At 68.5% G+C, this 17,529-nt stretch carries 16 protein-coding genes, 1 tRNA gene and 1 pseudogene; 5 read left to right on the top strand and 13 right to left on the bottom strand.

Annotated elements, in window-relative coordinates; all coding sequences use genetic code 11:
* Window positions 1-41: 41 nt before the first annotated feature.
* Window positions 42-695, bottom strand: coding sequence for a nucleotide exchange factor GrpE (gene grpE / locus ACF08N_RS20045; protein ID WP_392325958.1), 654 nt, complete (start codon window positions 693-695; stop codon window positions 42-44).
* Complete coding sequence (gene dnaK / locus ACF08N_RS20050) at window positions 692-2,536, bottom strand: molecular chaperone DnaK (protein ID WP_392325959.1); 1,845 nt, start codon at window positions 2,534-2,536, stop codon at window positions 692-694. Before dnaK ends, grpE begins: the two co-directional genes overlap by 4 nt.
* Window positions 2,537-2,755: 219 nt before the next feature.
* Between dnaK and ACF08N_RS20055 the strand changes: the two genes are divergently transcribed.
* The 3 genes from ACF08N_RS20055 (at window position 2,756) to ACF08N_RS20065 (ending at window position 6,817) form a co-directional block, all read left to right on the top strand.
* Window positions 2,756-3,277 (top strand): sugar transferase, encoded by a 522-nt coding sequence (locus ACF08N_RS20055; RefSeq protein ID WP_392325960.1) that lies wholly within the window; start codon window positions 2,756-2,758, stop codon window positions 3,275-3,277.
* Between the two features lie 130 nt (window positions 3,278-3,407).
* Window positions 3,408-5,678, top strand: coding sequence for a heterodisulfide reductase-related iron-sulfur binding cluster (locus ACF08N_RS20060; RefSeq protein WP_392325961.1), 2,271 nt, complete (start codon window positions 3,408-3,410; stop codon window positions 5,676-5,678).
* A gap of 239 nt (window positions 5,679-5,917) precedes the next feature.
* Window positions 5,918-6,817 (top strand): Yip1 family protein, encoded by a 900-nt coding sequence (locus ACF08N_RS20065; RefSeq protein ID WP_392325962.1) that lies wholly within the window; start codon window positions 5,918-5,920, stop codon window positions 6,815-6,817.
* Between the two features lie 94 nt (window positions 6,818-6,911).
* Here the strand turns inward: ACF08N_RS20065 and ACF08N_RS20070 are convergent, their stop codons facing one another.
* The 3 genes from ACF08N_RS20070 to ACF08N_RS20080 all read right to left on the bottom strand — a co-directional run bounded on the left by ACF08N_RS20070 (window position 6,912) and on the right by ACF08N_RS20080 (window position 8,249).
* Window positions 6,912-7,409 carry a phosphoribosyltransferase gene (locus ACF08N_RS20070; protein ID WP_392325963.1) on the bottom strand — a complete coding sequence of 166 codons (498 nt, stop codon included), beginning with the start codon at window positions 7,407-7,409 and terminating at the stop codon, window positions 6,912-6,914.
* Window positions 7,410-7,423: 14 nt separating this feature from the next.
* The gene (gene dcd, locus ACF08N_RS20075) at window positions 7,424-7,999 is read right to left on the bottom strand and encodes a dCTP deaminase (RefSeq protein WP_307714409.1); all 576 of its coding nucleotides are present in this window, start codon (window positions 7,997-7,999) and stop codon (window positions 7,424-7,426) included.
* A 73-nt stretch (window positions 8,000-8,072) separates the two neighbouring features.
* Entirely contained in the window at window positions 8,073-8,249 is a 177-nt protein-coding gene (locus tag ACF08N_RS20080) for a hypothetical protein (protein WP_392325964.1), read from the bottom strand.
* 221 nt (window positions 8,250-8,470) lie between these two features.
* Between ACF08N_RS20080 and ACF08N_RS20085 the strand changes: the two genes are divergently transcribed.
* Window positions 8,471-8,544 (top strand) — tRNA-Gly (locus ACF08N_RS20085).
* Between the two features lie 51 nt (window positions 8,545-8,595).
* On the opposite strand, the pseudogene ACF08N_RS20090 reads toward ACF08N_RS20085, so the two are convergent.
* From ACF08N_RS20090 to ACF08N_RS20115, 6 genes and pseudogenes are all read right to left on the bottom strand, one after another.
* A pseudogene (locus ACF08N_RS20090) lies at window positions 8,596-9,318 on the bottom strand (tyrosine-type recombinase/integrase); the annotation flags it as partial.
* 39 nt (window positions 9,319-9,357) lie between these two features.
* Window positions 9,358-9,612, bottom strand: a complete 255-nt coding sequence (locus tag ACF08N_RS20095) for a PLD nuclease N-terminal domain-containing protein (protein WP_392325965.1) — start codon at window positions 9,610-9,612, stop codon at window positions 9,358-9,360.
* A 110-nt stretch (window positions 9,613-9,722) separates the two neighbouring features.
* On the bottom strand, window positions 9,723-10,289 hold the full coding sequence (locus ACF08N_RS20100) for an HAAS signaling domain-containing protein (RefSeq protein WP_392325966.1): 567 nt from the start codon (window positions 10,287-10,289) through the stop codon (window positions 9,723-9,725).
* Window positions 10,290-10,301: 12 nt separating this feature from the next.
* Window positions 10,302-10,655: a PadR family transcriptional regulator gene (locus ACF08N_RS20105; RefSeq protein WP_392325967.1), complete on the bottom strand. Its 354-nt coding sequence runs from the start codon at window positions 10,653-10,655 to the stop codon at window positions 10,302-10,304.
* Window positions 10,656-11,050: 395 nt separating this feature from the next.
* Window positions 11,051-11,848 carry a hypothetical protein gene (locus ACF08N_RS20110; protein ID WP_392325968.1) on the bottom strand — a complete coding sequence of 266 codons (798 nt, stop codon included), beginning with the start codon at window positions 11,846-11,848 and terminating at the stop codon, window positions 11,051-11,053.
* Window positions 11,849-12,309: 461 nt separating this feature from the next.
* Window positions 12,310-12,717: a hypothetical protein gene (locus tag ACF08N_RS20115; RefSeq protein ID WP_392325969.1), complete on the bottom strand. Its 408-nt coding sequence runs from the start codon at window positions 12,715-12,717 to the stop codon at window positions 12,310-12,312.
* A 715-nt stretch (window positions 12,718-13,432) separates the two neighbouring features.
* Between ACF08N_RS20115 and ACF08N_RS20120 the strand changes: the two genes are divergently transcribed.
* Window positions 13,433-14,659 carry a M6 family metalloprotease domain-containing protein gene (locus tag ACF08N_RS20120; protein WP_392325970.1) on the top strand — a complete coding sequence of 409 codons (1,227 nt, stop codon included), beginning with the start codon at window positions 13,433-13,435 and terminating at the stop codon, window positions 14,657-14,659.
* Window positions 14,660-15,001: 342 nt separating this feature from the next.
* On the opposite strand, the gene ACF08N_RS20125 is transcribed toward ACF08N_RS20120, so the two are convergent.
* On the bottom strand, window positions 15,002-16,207 hold the full coding sequence (locus tag ACF08N_RS20125; protein WP_392325971.1) for a M6 family metalloprotease domain-containing protein: 1,206 nt from the start codon (window positions 16,205-16,207) through the stop codon (window positions 15,002-15,004).
* A 42-nt stretch (window positions 16,208-16,249) separates the two neighbouring features.
* Window positions 16,250-17,515 (bottom strand): alpha/beta fold hydrolase, encoded by a 1,266-nt coding sequence (locus tag ACF08N_RS20130; protein ID WP_392325972.1) that lies wholly within the window; start codon window positions 17,513-17,515, stop codon window positions 16,250-16,252.
* Window positions 17,516-17,529: the final 14 nt, after the last annotated feature.

Below are 17,529 nucleotides of genomic sequence, written 5' to 3' on the forward strand. Positions count from 1 at the left end.
TGGGCTCGCGACTCCCGGCCCCTCATCCACGCGGCGCCAGATCACGCACCCTCCTCCGGGCCACCGCTCTCCTCGTCGGCCGGCTTCTCTTCCTTTGCCGCCGCCGGCGCCGCGCCCGGCTGGGGCTCGGCCACCGCGACCCGCGCGGGGCGGATCGTGCGCTCGCCGATGCGGTACCCCGGCTGGAGGACCGCGACGCACGTCGTCTCCGTGACGTCGGGCGCGTACGAGTGCATCAGGGCCTCGTGCACGGTCGGGTCGAAGGGCTCGCCCTCCTTGCCGAACTGCTGCAGACCCATCTTGGCCGCGGCGGTCTCCAGGGACTCGGCGACGGACTTGAACCCGCCCACCAGCTCCCCGTGCTCCCTCGCGCGGCCGATGTCGTCGAGCACGGGCAGCAGCTCGGTCAGAAGCGTCGCCGTGGCGATCTCCTTGACCGTGATCCTGTCGCGCTCCACGCGGCGGCGGTAGTTCTGGTACTCGGCCTGGAGCCGCTGGAGGTCGCCCGTGCGCTCGTTGAGCGCGGTGCGGACCTGGTCCAGCTGCGCGGTCAGGCCGGCGATCTTCGCTTCGTCCCCTGCCGGGGCCGCCGAGCCCTCCTTCTCGGAGGACTCGGCGGTCTCAGCGGCGTCCTCAGGGGTGGCGCCGGAGGGGACGTCGGGCTTCTCGTCGAAGCCCGGGGTCTCCTCCGTCATGCGGCACCACCCTTGGCGTCCTTCTCGTCGTCCACGATCTCGGCGTCGACGACGTCGTCGTCGGCCTTGGCCTCACCGGCACCGGCACCCGCGGCCGCGCCCTCGGGGGCGGCGTTCGCGTACAGCGCCTGGCCGAGCTTCTGGCTGACCGCGGCGACCTTCTCGGTCGCGGTGCGGATCTCGGCCGTGTCCTCGCCCTTGAGCTTCTCCTTCAGCTCGCCGACGGCGGTCTCGACCTCGGTCTTCACCTCGGCGGGAACCTTGTCCTCGTTGTCCTTGAGGAACTTCTCCGTCTGGTAGACGAGCTGCTCGCCCTGGTTGCGGGTCTCGGCGGCCTCGCGGCGGCGGTGGTCCTCGTCCGCGTACTGCTCGGCCTCCTGGCGCATGCGGTCGACCTCGTCCTTCGGCAGCGAGGAGCCGCCGGTGACGGTCATCTTCTGCTCCTTGCCCGTGCCCAGGTCCTTCGCGGTCACGTGCATGATGCCGTTGGCGTCGATGTCGAACGAGACCTCGATCTGCGGGACACCGCGCGGGGCCGGCGGCAGACCGGTCAGCTCGAACATGCCGAGCTTCTTGTTGTACGCCGCGATCTCGCGCTCGCCCTGGTAGACCTGGATCTGCACGGACGGCTGGTTGTCCTCGGCCGTCGTGAAGATCTCCGAACGCTTCGTCGGGATCGTGGTGTTGCGCTCGATGAGCTTGGTCATGATGCCGCCCTTGGTCTCGATACCGAGGGACAGCGGGGTCACGTCGAGGAGCAGGACGTCCTTGACCTCACCCTTGAGGACACCGGCCTGGAGCGAGGCGCCGATCGCGACGACCTCGTCCGGGTTCACACCCTTGTTGGCGTCCTTGCCGCCGGTGAGCTCCTTGACGAGCTCGGCGACGGCGGGCATACGGGTCGAGCCGCCGACCAGGACCACGTGGTCGATCTCGGACAGCTGGATGCCGGCGTCCTTGATGACGTTGTGGAACGGGGTCTTGCAGCGCTCCAGCAGGTCGGCCGTCAGCTGCTGGAACTGGGCGCGGGTGAGCTTCTCGTCCAGGTGCAGCGGGCCCTCGGCGGAGGCCGTGATGTACGGCAGGTTGATCGTCGTCTCGGTCGAGGACGACAGCTCGATCTTCGCCTTCTCCGCGGCCTCGCGCAGACGCTGGAGAGCCATCTTGTCCTTGGACAGGTCGACGCCGTGACCGCCCGCGAACTGCTTCACCAGGTAGTCGACGACGCGCTGGTCCCAGTCGTCACCACCGAGGTGGTTGTCACCGTTGGTGGCCTTCACCTCGACGACGCCGTCGCCGATCTCCAGCAGCGAGACGTCGAAGGTGCCGCCACCGAGGTCGAAGACGAGGATCGTCTGGTCGTCCTTGTCCAGGCCGTAGGCCAGGGCGGCCGCGGTGGGCTCGTTGACGATGCGCAGGACGTTCAGACCGGCGATCTCACCGGCCTCCTTGGTGGCCTGGCGCTCGGAGTCGTTGAAGTACGCCGGGACGGTGATCACCGCGTCGGTGACCTTCTCACCCAGGTAGGACTCCGCGTCCCGCTTCAGCTTCTGCAGGATGAACGCGCTCATCTGCTGCGGGTTGAAGTTCTTCCCGTCGAGCTCGATCTTCCAGTCCGTGCCCATGTGGCGCTTGACGGACCGGATGGTCCTGTCGACGTTGGTGACCGCCTGACGCTTGGCCACCTCGCCGACCAGCACCTCACCGTTCTTCGCGAAGGCGACGACGGACGGCGTGGTCCTGGCACCCTCGGCGTTGGTGATGACGGTGGGCTCGCCGCCCTCCAGAACGCTGACGACGGAGTTAGTCGTGCCCAGGTCGATGCCGACCGCACGTGCCATTTCAATTCCTCCAGCTGACTTGAGTGGAACTGGCTCAAGGATGCCCCACCTGTTCCAACGAGTCAACAGACCTGAGTCGAGGCGGCTCAAGTTTTATCCGGCGCTTATATGCAGCCTGGTGACGCGCGCGTGGCGCACCGTGCGAATCGGGCCCGTCTGCCACAGTCATAGTCGCAAAAACGGTCAAGAACCATCATTCGCGACGAAGGGTGGGCGCTCATGCCGGCGAAGCGAGTCGTCGATCTCGCAGGCGGCCTGGTCCTGCTGCTGTTGCTGTCCCCCGTCCTGCTGGCCGCTGCGGCTGCCGTCGCCGCGACCTCGCCGGGCCCGGTCCTGCACCGTTCACCGTGCAGGGGCCTGGGCGGCCGCCCCTTCGACAGGCTCACGTTCCGCACGACGCGCGCCGGCCGGCTCACCCCGGTGGGCGGTGCGCTGCGCCGCCGCTTCCTGGACGGGCTGCCGCAGCTGATCAACGTCGTGCGCGGCGAGATGTCCCTCGTCGGCCCGCCCCCGCTCCCCGTCGAAGCGGCCCCGACCGGCCCGGAACGTGCCCGTCTCGCCGTACGGCCCGGAATCACGGGCCTGTGGCAGATCAGCGGTCGGTCCGACCTGCCCTGGGAGGAAATGACGGTGCTCGACCTGCATTATGTGGAACAGCACTGGTTGGGACTCGACCTGATGATCCTGGTCAGAACGGTCCCCACCGCGGTCGCCGGGCGCCCTCCGGTCAGGGTTGCCTGAGCGACACAGATCACCGCCCGCCCAGCTACAGTGCGGCGGAATAAGTGGGTACGCTCAGCACGGACTGAATAAGTTACCGCTTAGTAGTAGTGCTGGACCATCCCACCCTCGCAGGCCCGAGGAGCCCCCAATGCAACTCGCCGCGATCATTGTGTCGCTGACCCTGACCGTGGTCGGCGTTGCGCTCATCTCCCGAGCGGTCGCGCAGATCTACCGGTTCGTCAAGCTCGGTCAGCCGGTGCCCGCGGGCAGCCGCACCGACAACCCGAAGGCCCGGACCATCACCCTGGTCAGGGAGTTCCTCGGCCACACCCGGATGAACCGGTGGGGCATCGTCGGCTTCGCGCACTGGTTCGTCGCCGTCGGCTTCCTGACGCTGCCGCCCACCCTGGTGCAGGCCATCGGCCAGCTGTTCAAGGCGGACTGGGTACTGCCGATCGTCGGCGGGTTCCTGCCGTTCGAGATGTACGTCGAGTTCATCGGCGTGATGACGGTCGTCGGCATCGTCGTCCTGATGGCGATCCGGCTGCTCAACCTGCCCTCCCGGGCCGGCCGCAAGTCGCGCTTCGCGGGCTCGAAGGCCTGGCAGGCGTACTTCGTCGAGTACGTCATCCTCACCATCGGCCTGGCGATCCTGGTCCTGCGCGGCCTCGAGGGCGCGATCCACCACGTCGAGAGCTACGACGCCGCCTACTTCGCGTCGTACCCGCTGGTGCTCGCCTTCAAGGGCCTGAGCGTGTCCACGCTCCAGCAGCTGATCTACGCCACCGCGATGGTGAAGGTCTCCACCTCGTTCATCTGGGCGATCACGGTGGCGCTCAACACGAACATGGGTGTGGCCTGGCACCGCTTCCTCGGCTTCCCGAACATCTGGTTCAAGCGCAACGCGACCGGCGAGAGCGCGCTGGGCGCGCTGCAGCCGATGACGTCGGGCGGCAAGCCGATCGACTTCGAGGACCCGGGCGAGGACGACGTCTACGGCGTCTCCCAGGTCGAGCAGTTCTCCTGGAAGGGCATCCTCGACTTCTCCACCTGCACCGAGTGCGGCCGCTGCCAGTCGCAGTGCCCCGCCTGGAACACGGGCAAGCCGCTCTCCCCGAAGCTCCTGATCATGTCGCTGCGCGACCACGCGCACGCCAAGGCCCCCTACCTGCTGGCCGGCGGCGGCAAGACCATGGAGGGCGAGGAGAAGGCGTCCGAGGAGCAGCTGAAGGACGTGCCCGCGGCCGCGCTGGCCGAGGCCGAGCGCCCGCTGATCGGCACGCTGGAGGAGAACGGCGTCATCGACCCGGACGTGCTGTGGTCCTGCACCACGTGCGGCGCCTGTGTCGAGCAGTGCCCGGTCGACATCGAGCACATCGACCACATCGTCGACATGCGCCGCTACCAGGTCATGATCGAGTCTGCCTTCCCGTCCGAGGCGGGCACGATGCTCAAGAACCTGGAGAAGAAGGGCAACCCCTGGGGCCTGGCCAAGAAGCAGCGCGTGGAGTGGACCAAGGAGGTCGACTTCGAGGTCCCGATCGTCGGCAAGGACGTCGAGGACCTCACCGAGGTCGACTACCTCTACTGGGTCGGCTGCGCCGGCGCCCTGGAGGACCGCGCCAAGAAGACCACCAAGGCCTTCGCGGAACTGCTGCACATGGCGGGCGTCAAGTTCGCGATCATGGGCGGCGAGGAGAAGTGCACCGGCGACTCCCCGCGCCGCCTGGGCAACGAGCCGCTATTCCAGCAGCTCGGCCAGGAGAACGTCGCGATGCTGAACATGGCCTTCGGCGAGGACGACGAAGACCCCTCGACGAAGAAGCCGAAGTCGGCGAAGAAGATCGTCGCCACCTGCCCGCACTGCTTCAACACGATCGCGAACGAGTACCCGCAGCTGGGCGGCGAGTTCGAGGTCATCCACCACACGCAACTGCTCCAGCACCTCATCGACGAGGGCAGGCTGATCCCCGTCACCCCGGTCGACGGCCTGATCACGTACCACGACCCGTGCTACCTGGGCCGCCACAACAAGGTCTACACGCCCCCGCGCGAGATCATGTCCGCCGTCCCGGGCCTGCGCCAGCAGGAGATGCACCGCCACAAGGAACGCGGCTTCTGCTGCGGCGCCGGCGGCGCGCGCATGTGGATGGAGGAGCGCATCGGCAAGCGCATCAACACCGAACGCGTCGACGAGGCCCTGTCCCTCAACCCCGACATCGTCTCCACCGCCTGCCCCTTCTGCCTCGTCATGCTCACCGACTCCGTCAACGGCAAGAAGAACGACGGCCAGGCCAAGGAGTCGCTCCAGGTCGTCGACGTCGCGCAGCTGCTGCTCGACTCCGTCAAGACCCCGCCGACCGACCCGGAGCCCTCCGCCGAGACGGAGGACACGCCGGAACCGGAGCCGGTGAAGTAACCGTCCTCCCGTACGAACCGCGCGAAACAGTGAGCGGCCGGACCTGCCTCGGGGGCAGGACCGGCCGCTTCTGCCGTTCTGCGGCAGGCTTCTCCCGCCCACCGCGCTGACCTCGGCGAAAGCGCACTACGGCCAACACCCCAGGGTTCCCCTAGGGGATGTCACAGCTCGGCCGCAAAGGCCCCCGGTTCCCCGGTCCGCCGTCACCGCGCCTGCGCGGACCCGGTACGTTCGATGACGTGGCTGGATTCAGGATCGGACGCGGCCGGGACAACCGCACCCCGCAACAGCAGCAGGCGCCCCAGGCGCCGCCGCCCTACCCGGGCGGCGGCCGTGCCGCGCCTCCGTACGGGCAGCAGGCGCCGCAGTGGCCCCAGACGAGCGGCGGGCCTCAGCAGTACCAGCAGCAGCACCGCCACCAGGGCGGGTACGACGAGCCGGAGTACTTCGGCGACCCGTACCACCAGGCGCCGCCCGCGCCCGACCCGTACGCGGCCAACCACCCGGGCCACACGCAGGCGTTCAGCGTCCACGACGACGACGTCTACGGCGACGGCGCCACCTACCGCGCCGGCGCCGCCCCGGCCGCGCCCGTCGGCCCGCGCCTGCACTGGAAGCAGCTGCTGAGCGGCATCGTGCTGCGCCCCGGCCCGACGTTCCTGCAGATGCGCGACCACCCGGTGTGGGGCCCCGCGCTCGTCGTCACGTTCCTCTACGGCCTGCTCGCGATCTTCGGATTCGACGAGCCGCGCGAGGAGGCGATCAACGCGACGATCTCGACCGCGATCCCGTACGTGCTGAGCACGGGCGTCGCGTTCGTCATCAGCGGTCTGATCCTCGGCGCCGTGACCCACACGCTGGCCCGCCAGCTCGGCGGCGACGGCGCGTGGCAGCCGACCGTCGGCCTCTCCATGCTGATCATGTCGATCACGGACGCACCGCGTCTTGTCTTCGCCGTCTTCCTGGGCGGCGAGAACTCCCTGGTCCAGATCCTGGGCTGGCTGACCTGGCTGGCGGCCGGGACGCTGTTCACGTCGATGGTGAGCAAGTCCCACGACCTGCCGTGGCCGAAGGCGCTGGGCGCGTCGGCGATCCAGCTGATCGCACTGCTGGCGATCATCAAGCTCGGCACGATCTGATCCGGACGAAGGAAAGGCCCCCGCCGGCGAGCAGCCGGCGGGGGCCTTTCCGTGTCCCTGAGGCCCCTGAGGTCCCTGAGCGGTCCTGTGTGCCTTACGCGTCGAGAACCTGCCCGGACCTGCGGACGACGGGCTTCTCCACGCTCCAGGGGAAGTTGATCCAGTCGTCGGTGCGCTTCCAGACGTACTCGCACTTCACGAGCGAGTGCGACTTCTCGTAGATCACCGCGCTGCGGACTTCGGCGACGTGGTCGACGCAGAAATCGTGGACGAGCTTCAGCGTCTTGCCCGTGTCGGCGACGTCGTCGGCGATCAGGACCTTCTTGTCGGAGAAGTCGATGGCGTTGGGCACCGGCGCCAGCATGACCGGCATCTCCAGCGTCGTCCCCACGCCCGTGTAGAACTCCACATTGACCAGGTGGATGTTCTTGCAGTCCAGCGCGTACGCGAGCCCGCCGGCCACGAAGACGCCGCCGCGCGCGATGGAGAGCACGATGTCGGGCTCGTACCCGTCGTCGGCGATGGTCTGCGCGAGCTCCCGGATCGCGCCGCCGAACCTCTCGTACGTCAGGTTCTCCCGTACTTCACTCATGGTCGTTCCGGCCCTCACACCTGCGTCCGATGGAAATTCATGAAGGAGCGGGAGGCCGTCGGCCCCCGCTGGCCCTGGTACCGGGACCCGTACCGCTCGCTGCCGTACGGCTCCTCGGCGGGGGAACTGAGCCGGAACATGCAGAGCTGCCCGATCTTCATTCCCGGCCACAGCTTGATCGGCAGCGTCGCGAGGTTCGACAGCTCCAGGGTCACGTGCCCGGAGAACCCGGGGTCGATGAAGCCGGCCGTCGAGTGCGTCACCAGCCCGAGCCGCCCGAGGGAGCTCTTCCCCTCCAGCCTCGACGCGAGGTCGTCCGGCAGCGAGATGACCTCGTAGGTCGAGGCGAGCACGAACTCGCCCGGGTGCAGGATGAACGCCTCGTCCCCCTCCGGCTCGACGAGCCGCGTCAGGTCGGCCTGCTCGACGGCGGGGTCGATGTGGGGGTAACGGTGATTCTCGAACACCCGGAAGTAGCGGTCCAGCCGCACATCGATGCTCGAGGGCTGCACCATGGATTCGTCGTACGGATCGATGCGCACGCGCCCGGCGTCGATCTCGGCCCGGATGTCCTTGTCTGAGAGAAGCACGCCCCGAGGATACGCAGAGCGCGCGGGCGGCCCCCAATCGGACACCGGCCCACGCGCCTCGCCGCCGCCCCGGCTACCGCTTGTTCTGCTCCACGACGGGCACGGCATGCCGCAGCCGCGCACACCGCGGACACCGGATCAGCCGCCCCGGTCCCAGCCGGCCGGGGCCGAGCTGCTGCATCGGAAACGAAGCGGTGGTGAACACGTGCCCCTCGGCACAGCGGACGACGGTGCGCTCCATCAAGTCCATCGGGCCCCTTCCCCAACGAATACGGACGAAGGCCCACATTAGGGGATGACCCGGACAGCACCACAGGCGGCACTCCGCGCCCCGAGGTTACGCCCCAACTCCCGCCCCCCGCACACACATCCGACCCCCGGACACCACGAACACCCCGCGGCGACATACACCGAGGGGTGGGCGATGAGGTAGAGTGTGCGACGATGCGGCACCGATCACCGGTGCGCTACGCGGGTGTAGTTTAATGGTAGAACATGAGCTTCCCAAGCTCAGAGCGCGGGTTCGATTCCCGTCACCCGCTCCACGAGAAAGCCCCAGGCCAGCGGCCCGGGGCTTCTTTGTTGTCTGGACCTGTCTAGGCGTCCCGTGCCACATCCGTGCCAGATGCTGGCGAATCCACTGCATCCCGCCGCTGCCGGACGAGCCTGTCGAGACCGGCCGCGACCTCGCGCTGACGCTCGACGTCCGAGTGCTGATAGATCAGCGCGGCTCGCTCGGTCGACTGTCCGGCCCGCACCATCGTGTCCTTGAGCGTCGCGCCGGAGCGGGTCGTCAGAGTGTGCCCGGTGTGACGAAGATCGTAGAAGCGGAAGCCCTCGGGAAGGTCCACCTTCGTACGGGCCGCGCGCCACTTCCGCCCGAAGGTGGACCGCCGGAACGGCTTGCCCTTCTCGCCCACGAACAGAAGTCCGTCCGCCCCCTTCTCCGCGTACCAGTCGAGATGCCGCCGAAGGTCGGTCCGCAGAAAGGCCGGCAGGACGACGAACCGCTTGCCCGCCTCCGACTTGGTCGGCCCTTCGGCCCGCTTCCCGGTGGTGAGTTCCGGCGCGGCCCGCCGGACACGGATCGTCAGGTTGTCGAGGCCCACGTCCTTGCGGCGCAGCTCGGCTTGTTCCTCCGGCCGCAGCGGCCCGTACGCCCCGAGGAACACCATCAGCCTCCAGCGCGGACCGACGGCGTTGGCGAGGGCATCCACCTGTTCCACGGTGGCGATCTCCCGCTCGGCTGCCGCTTCCTTGCCTGCTCCCCTGATGCGGCACGGGCTGCGCCGGATCAGTTCGTCATCGGCTGCGGTCTCACTACCGATCGCGACGAGGGCGATGGTGCGCTCTTGGAATCAGGCGATGCCTGGCCGGCGCTGGGTGCCGCGGCGACCGATGAGGAACCAGAGCAGGCTCCCGAGGAAGGGGGCCATGAGGGCGAAGACGACCCAGACCAGCTGCATTCCTCCAGTGAGGTCAGACCTGACGATGCTGAGCAGAGCGCCGAAGAACAACGCGAGAGCGCCGAGGACCACAGCGGCTCCTGCGCAGGCGATCACGATGTCGCCCGTAGGGGCAAGGGCCATCTGGTGTGTGAGCTGTGCGTGCATCATTCATTCCTCTTGCTCGTGGGGGATTCTCAGAGCCCCCGGTCGGGCAGCCTCGGTTGATGGCAGTCCGGTTGTTCCGGGATGCCGACCGCGTCATAGGCAAGCCGCTGTCACGACGGGCGCCTCGCCGTAAGCAGCAGGTACAGGCCGATGGCGGCCGGGAGGGCCAGGGCGGCCAGGGTGGCCGGGATGAACAACGCTCCGAGGCCGAAGTGCAGCCCGCCCGTGGCCACCACGAACTGCGCCGCCCAGAACAGCAGCGGCGCGAGGGCGGCTGCCGTTCCGATCATCTTGTCCCGGTTGCGCCACTGCGGCGCGGTCCACAGCCACCAGAGCGCGCCGATCAGGAGGGGTACGCCCAGCAGGGGTGTGAAGAGCGTCAGGGGGCCGGTCATGTACAGCAGTGCGAGGATGGCCAGCGTGCGCCACAGGCTCGCCTGCGGAGCGTGGGGCTCGTCGCCGAGTGCGGTTGCCGCGATGGTGCGCGGGTCGCCGAGGCGGGCGAGCACGGTGCGGATCTCGTCGTCGCCGGATGCGGCCTCTTCCGCGAGTGCCACGGCGATGTGCTCCTCCAGGTCGGCCAGCAGCTCGTTGCGGCGTTCCGGGCTGAGTCCGGCCGTCTCACGCGCCACGGCGGCCAGGTAACTCTTCACCAGCGGGTGCTCGGTGATGGTCACGGTGGTCTCCTGTCAGTCGGTGATGAAGTGGTCGACCGCGTCACGGAAGTGCGGCCAGATGGCGGTGAACTCCTTCAACGCCGCATGCCCCGACGGCGTCAGCTCGTAGTAGCGCCGCGGGGGCCCGCTGGGGGACTCCTGCCAGTGGGTCTCCACCAGGCCGTCACGGCGCAGCCGCGACAGCAAGGGGTAGATGGTCCCTTGGCTGGTGACCATGACGTTCACCGCGCCGAGGGTTTCGAGCAGCTCCACGCCGTAGCGCGGGCGGTCCCTCAAGATCGCAAGCACGCAGTACTCCAGCACCCCCTTGCGGAGCTGGCTCTCCGCCTTACCCGCGACCGGCTTACCTGCGATGTCAGGTTCCATGCATTGCACAGTACCTGGTTATCTCTACAAGTCCAAAGGTGATGTCGGTGCACCCGGGATGCGGCCCCCGCACTCAAGCCCCGCCGCCTGGGACACCCACGGGGACGACGCCGCCCTCCGTCACGTCTGCACCTGGCCGAACCGTGGGAGAACGTGCCACTCGGGCTGTACAGCACCGCTCTGTCACGCACCACCTCGCCGCACATGCCTGGCGGATCTCGGTTCACCCGCGCGGGTAGAGGCGCCGCCTGCCGTGGCTAGCGCGCACTTGTGAGAACAGGGTCGCCCGCCGTGACGATGAGCGCACCGGCCGATCGAGAAAAAGGGCAACGCGCGGCTGATGTCGTCTGGTCAGGTAACGTCGACCGGTGCTGACCGCCGACGACACTTCCTGCTCATGGGGCCAGCCTGAGGAACTCGTTCATACCGTATGGGTACAGCCATGGGCTATGGTCACCGGCTTGGAGTCGGTCGACCGCGATCAGCGCGTCGGCCGCGGTCTTGCAGCGCGGATGCCGCGTGGCAAAGGTGGCGATGCGGGCTCGCTGGGTGGGCAGCCAGGCGGCGATCACCTGGGGATCGCCGTCGTACCACCACGTGAACTGGAGTTCCTCCCAGAGTAGGGCGGTTGCCCAGTCGAGGGCGAGGCGGATGTGCCCGGCGTCCGCCTCGGGGCCGGCAAGCCCAGCAATATGCTCCAGCCACGGCTCCATATCACCCGTTGCGTGGGCGACTCCTTCCAAAAGGTCGGTGATATCAGAAGGGGGCCGACCATCAACCAGGGCGATCGCCAGCAGCGCTCGGAAGGCTTGTTCTACAACGGCACGTTCGGGCGCAGGCCAGTCAACGAACTTCGCCCCGTGCCGGCCGAGATGACTGAGTTCCTCAGACGGATCGGCGCCATGGCCCTCCGGCCCCCAGTAGCGCAGCGCACGGGGCATGAGACGACGCCACAGGACGGGGTACTGGTCCGCTTCCCAGTGGCTGACGACCTCACGCATGAAATGCCCCAGGAGATCGTCTGGTACGGCAGCGGGATCGCCACCGAGAATGCGCAGCTCCGACTCCGGGGTGCAGTAAGTGCAGCCGTCCACCGGGCGGTCAATCTCGGGAGGTGACGCGAAGACCCGGTCAGCCTCGGCCAGCGCGTGCCGCCACATTGTGTACGGATCGGGGTCAAGAAGATCGGACATGATACGACCTGCCGAGGGGACTCCGCACAAGGAGACCTGGCGAAGAGCGGGACTCTACCACTTGGCGATGTCCGAGGCCCCGGCCTCGCCCTGACATCCAGGCTTGACGTCAACGACGCCAGACGACAGCAGCCAAGAGCGACCCGCTACGACCGTGCCTCCCACGTCCCTGAGTGCCGTTACGCCCCTCTGATCGAGCTCCTGAGGCGGTGGTCAGTGGTCGTGCTGTGCAGCAGCGCAGTACAGCAACCACGCCGGCCGCAATCGACCGCCAAAGCATCGGAGGAGCCGAGCGGCCTGCCCGTCAGACCTCGCGGTGCTCTGCGCGTGCCCGATGCGTGCCCGACGCGTCGGTAAGTCACGGTCAACAGCGGGCGCCAGGGAGACCTTCCGGCTTCCCATGGCATCTGTTGCCGCTGGTCAGGTCACCAACGCCGCCCAGAAGCACGGTGATTCGCAACTCAGACAGCTTCGTCCTGCAACAGCACCGCCTCTATGAAGTCGGCCGGCGGCTGGTAGCCATGGGCTTCGACGTAGTGGGCGATCAGCTCAGGGGCGGCGTAGGCGACGCCGTCGCCCATCACTCGTATCTCGGCGCTTCCCCGAGGGCCGTCGAGTCGCCTTGCCGCGAGGAGCGAAGTGCACCATGGACAGAGGTGGAAGCCTCGGGTCTGCTGTGCTCGGTAGGTGCGGGTCATACCCTTCAGCGCCTCCACCAGGCCGGGCGGTGGAGCACCCTTCGCGTACATCTTGCCACGGTCGAGCCAGCCGACGTTGAGCAGTGTGACGCCCCGCCAGACGCCCGACGCCGACGGATCCCGGTTGTCCCTGTCGTACGTGTACGGCGTCAGGTCTGCGTAGTACGTCATGGCGGTTGTCTACCAGCAGCCGCACCGGATGAGCACCAGAAGCAGCGGTGAACCACGGTCATTCCGGGGCGAAGTCCGAAGGGCAGCGACCGGGCCGGATGGGAGCATCTTTGCAGTTCAGGGACGAAGTCGTGGTCAAACGATCAGTGATTCCCAGCTCAGAGCGCGGGTTCGATTCCCGTCACCCGCTCCACGCAGAAGGCCCAGGTCACAGACCCGGGCCCTTCTTGTTGTCTAGATCTCTATCGGCGCCCGTGCCACCCGCGTGCCTCAAGTACGCCCAAACACGTCGGCCGGTACGCGCTCGCCATTCCGATCGGGGCGCGGACCGGGCGCCCGATGGGCGGCCTGCTGGTCGGCGTGTGAGCCGATCCGAACGGCGAGCCCATAGCGCGACGTTATGGGAATGCAAGAGCTTCCGGTGTCAGTGCCGCATCCGCATGCTGTCTCCAACGTATCCGCCAGCGGGTCCTGCTCAGTGGCCGTTTCGGGAGGTGCCCGCCTCTGACGGGCGCGCAAGGTCCGCGATCGCGGGTGATCCGGCGTGAAGCTCCGGAAGCCGATGCGATCTCATGGCGGCGACGACCAACTCCCTGTCATGCCCGCATCACTCATAGAGAGCTGCGAACAGGCGGCCATCCCCGTTGACACCGACCGCTCCAGTCGTAGCCACCCGGGCCACACTGCCCGGATCACTCCCCCACGGAGGCACAACATGGGCTCTTCACCTGGGACGTGGCGCACTTTCCGCGCAGCGCCCCTCCTCGTCCTGTCCGCCATGCTCGCTCTGCTTGCCCTGGTCGTCGTCCCCGCCGGCCCCGCCCACGCGTACAACGGGAGCACCTCGGCGTGTGCGCTCCAGGGGACGACCGGCTACACCGATGAGGGGCAGCAAACCGACTACAACCGGTTCCAGAGACCGGAGGGCACCAAGCGCGTGGGCGTGATCTACGTGGACTTCCCCGACGCCGCCGGGACGTCCCTGCCTCTCACGCCCTACTACAACCAGATATCCGGTGCCGCCGACTGGATGTGGAAGGCATCCAACGGCAAGGTCTGGCTGGACATGCAGGCCCCGTACGGCAACTGGGTGCGTATGCCGAAGAATTCCGCCGACTACAACTGGGCGCGCGGGTTCTCCTGGGACACGCACCGGACTTATGTGAAGGACGCGCTCGCCGGTGCCGCCAACGCAGGCGTCAACCTCGCCAACTACGACATGTTCTACATCGTGGCGACCAGCACCGCGGCCGCGATCAGTCACACCCCCACCTGGGTCCAGGACCCCGCCAACCCGACCTGGGTCTGGAACAAGGCGACGAACCGCTGGGTGGCGATCAAGTGGGCGGTGACCTTCGGACAGGACATGTGGCACTGGGGGTACAAGGTCGCCAACCACGAGACCGGCCACACCTTCGGCCTCCCCGATCTCTACGCCTTCAGCGGCGAACAGCACCAGTACGTCGGCGGCTGGGACCTCATGGGCAAGATCAGCGGCCCGGCCCCGCAGTTCCTCGGCTGGCACGCGTGGAAGTTCGGCTGGATCACCGACAGCCAGATCTCCTGCCTGTCCACGAACAACACGTACTCCACCACCCTGAACGGCGTGGAGTACGGGGGCAACGGCTACAAGCTCGCGGTGATCAAGACCAGCGCCACGACCGCCTACGTCGCCGAGTCCCGCAAGGCCGCCAACAACGACTCAGGCGCCTGCGCCACCGGCGTACTGATCTACAAGGTCGACACCTCGGTCGCCAGCGGCGACGGACCGGTCCGCGTGGTGAGCAACCCCAAGGCCACCGCACCCACCGGGAACTGCACCACGCTGGACATGCAGACCTGGAAGCCCGGCCAGACGTTCCAGGACAGCACTGCCCGTATCCGCATCCACGTGAACAGCTCCGACGCGTACAACGACACCGTCTGGACCTACAAGTGGTGACCGCATAGCACCGGACGTTTCCGGGACTGCCCGCCTGGAGTCGGCGGGCAGCCCCAGCCCGAGAGGGCGGTACGCTCCAGCAGCCGGGCCGCGGTTACGAGACCACCGCGGTGAGCAGCCCCGTGGGGGCAGAAGGCCCGTCAGCACGGACAGCCCGAGCACACCCGTCGCCGCGAAGGGGCTCTGAGTGGCCGGACGGTGGCAGAGGCCGGCGGGGCATTGGATGGCGTACCGCCGATTGTCGCTCCCGCCCCTGCGCGGCTCCTGCCCCTCACGGAGGACCGCCCCTCTGCCGAAAAGCAGAGGGGCGGCGAGCGGCGGACCCACCGGCCGCCTTGGTGGTCACCCCTTGCTGATCCGTACGGTGTCCCCGGCCGGGCCGCCCGCGAGGACGGCGATGCGCATGCCGGTGTCCGGGTCGGTGAAGGTCTGGCCCGGTGCGAGCGCGGCCATGTCCTGCTGGGTGCAGCCGGTGGGCGGCGTGGCGGTCGGGTTCGCGTTCATGACCCTCACCGGTCCTTCTCCCGTCTGCGTCGCGGAGTCGACCTTGTAGACGAGGACGCCGGTCGAGCAGGCGGCTCGGTCGTTGCCCCGGGCACGGCGGGACTCGGCAACGTACGCCGTCGTCTCCCCGGTGCGCAGTACGGCGATCTTGGTGCCGCCGGGGCGCTCCACCGGGGTCAGGCGGACCGTGCGGTGTCCGGGCGCGGACAGGCAGGCGACCTGGTTGTCGCGGGTCCAGCCGAGCTTCCAGGAGTGCCAGCCGAGGAACTGCGGGGCGTGCCCGGCGATGTTGCCCATGACGTCCCAGCCGCCGACGTACCGGTGGGTGTCCCCGGTGAAGGAGTACAGGTCGGGAAGGCCGAAGGTGTGGCCGGTCTCGTGGGCGGCGACCTTGTGGCCCCAGCGCCACATGTCCTGGCCGAAGGTGACGGCCCACTTCAGGCGGGTGCCGTCGGCGGTGACTCCGGGCGTGGCCGGGTCGTAGAGGTACGTCGGGGAGAAGGGAATGGCCGCGGCCGTCTTGGAGGGAACGACGTAGACCATGTCGTAGCGGGCGAAGTCGGCGTATGGATCGGCGGCGCGGATCGCGTCGCGTACGTACTTCTCGTGGGTCTCGAAGGTGAGGCCGCGCTGGAACCCGTACGAGGTGGAGTCGGCGGGCATGCGGATCCAGCGGGGCAGCGCGGTGTCCTCCAGCCGGAGGTGCCCGTAGCTGGCGCGCTTCAACCAGTCGGCGGACGGGGCGAGTTGGGCCTCGTACGGCGCCGTGGAACCGGTGGCCGGGGCGTCCGGGAAGTCCACGAACAGCGTCAGGACGCGTCGGGTTCCGGTGGACGGCTGGAACTGGTTCCGGTCGGTGTCATGGCCTTCGTCGGTCCAGCCGGTCCTGCCTTCCAGCGCACAGGCGGATGCGGAAGCGGGGCGGGCGGCGGGCGAGCCGGCCGGCGTGCCCGCGGTCGCCGCGGCGGGAACGGCGAGGAGGAGATGCGGGACGAGAGCGAGCGCCGGAGCGAGGTGGGACAGCCGGGTCGGCAGAGCGGGCATGACTCTCCTGAGAGGGAAGAGGAGGAAGAGAAGGGGCAGGAGTTACGCCCGGCCCGCGGCCAGGTCCATCAGACGGCTGAGCACACGCCCGCTGGAGGCGGTGACCCCGTCGTGCTCCCACTCATTGGTGACCCAGACGCGGGTGGCGCCGACCTGGCGCGCGGTGCTCAGAGAGAGTCCGGCGTCCACGTACATGTCGTCGTGGTAGACGACCGCCGCGAGCGGGACCTCGTTGGCGGCGAGGCGGGCGGGGTCGTACAGCGGTGGCCAGTCGGTGCGTTCGGCCAGGAGGTCGGCGGCGTCCGCGAAGGGGCGCAGGCCCCTGATCTCGCGGAACATCCAGGGGTAGATCATCTCTCCGGTGAGCAGGAGGGGGTCGGCGTCCTCGGCGAACTCCGACCGGCCGGCGAGCGCCCTGGACGCCGCCCAGCCGGTGGGCCCCGCGCCCTGGCCGTACAGCGTCTCCTGCATGACGGCGAAGAGCGGGTTGTCGGTGAAACCGGTCAGGACCATCACCTGCTGCAAGAAGGTGTCGGTCAGCTCGCCCTGCGCGTCCAGGGCCTCGTCGAGGAGCCAGTGGATCCGCTCGAACCCATCGCCCATGCCGAGGGCGAGACCGAGGGTCCGCAGGCGGCGGACGGTGAGACGGTCCCCGTCGGGCAGGCGCACATCACCGGCGGTGAAGCGATCGGCGATCTTGCGGAGGAGGGGCTCGTCGCCCGGATAGCGCGCGTAGAAGTCGAGGACGCGGTCCCGCACCCTCGGGTAGGTGCGGGCGTACACGTCGTCGGCGGTCGCGGCGAGGCCGGGCAGACCTCCGGTCACGTAGCACGCCTTGAGTCCCTCGGGTGCCAGGGAGAGGTAGGTGAGCGTGATGAACCCGCCGTAGCTCTGGCCCAGCGTCTCCCAGGGTTCGTCACCGCACAGCTCCCGGCGGATCAGCTCGGCGTCCGCGACGACGGCGTCGGCGCGGAAGTGGCCCAGATGGTCGGCGAGTCGGCCGGGGGACGCGCAGCGGGCCGCCACCCGGGCGGTCACCGGGGTGGAGCGGCCGGTGCCGCGCTGGTCGAGGAGGAGCACCCGGTGCGTTTTGAGCGCCTGGGGGAGCCAGCCGGGTGAACCGGCCGACGGGCGGGGCGACTTGCCGCCCGGACCGCCCTGCAGGTAGAGCAGCCAGGGCAGGCGTTCGTTCGCCCGGCCGGGGTCGACGACCTCGCGGGCGAAGACCTCGATGGTCGGACCGTGCGGGGCCGCGTGGTCCAGGGGAACGGTGAAGACGTGGTCGACGGTCGCGTACGCAGGGTTCATGGATCCCTTTCACG

The sequence above is a fragment of the Streptomyces sp. NPDC015127 genome, from assembly GCF_043080095.1.
Classification (GTDB): Bacteria; Actinomycetota; Actinomycetes; order Streptomycetales; family Streptomycetaceae; genus Streptomyces.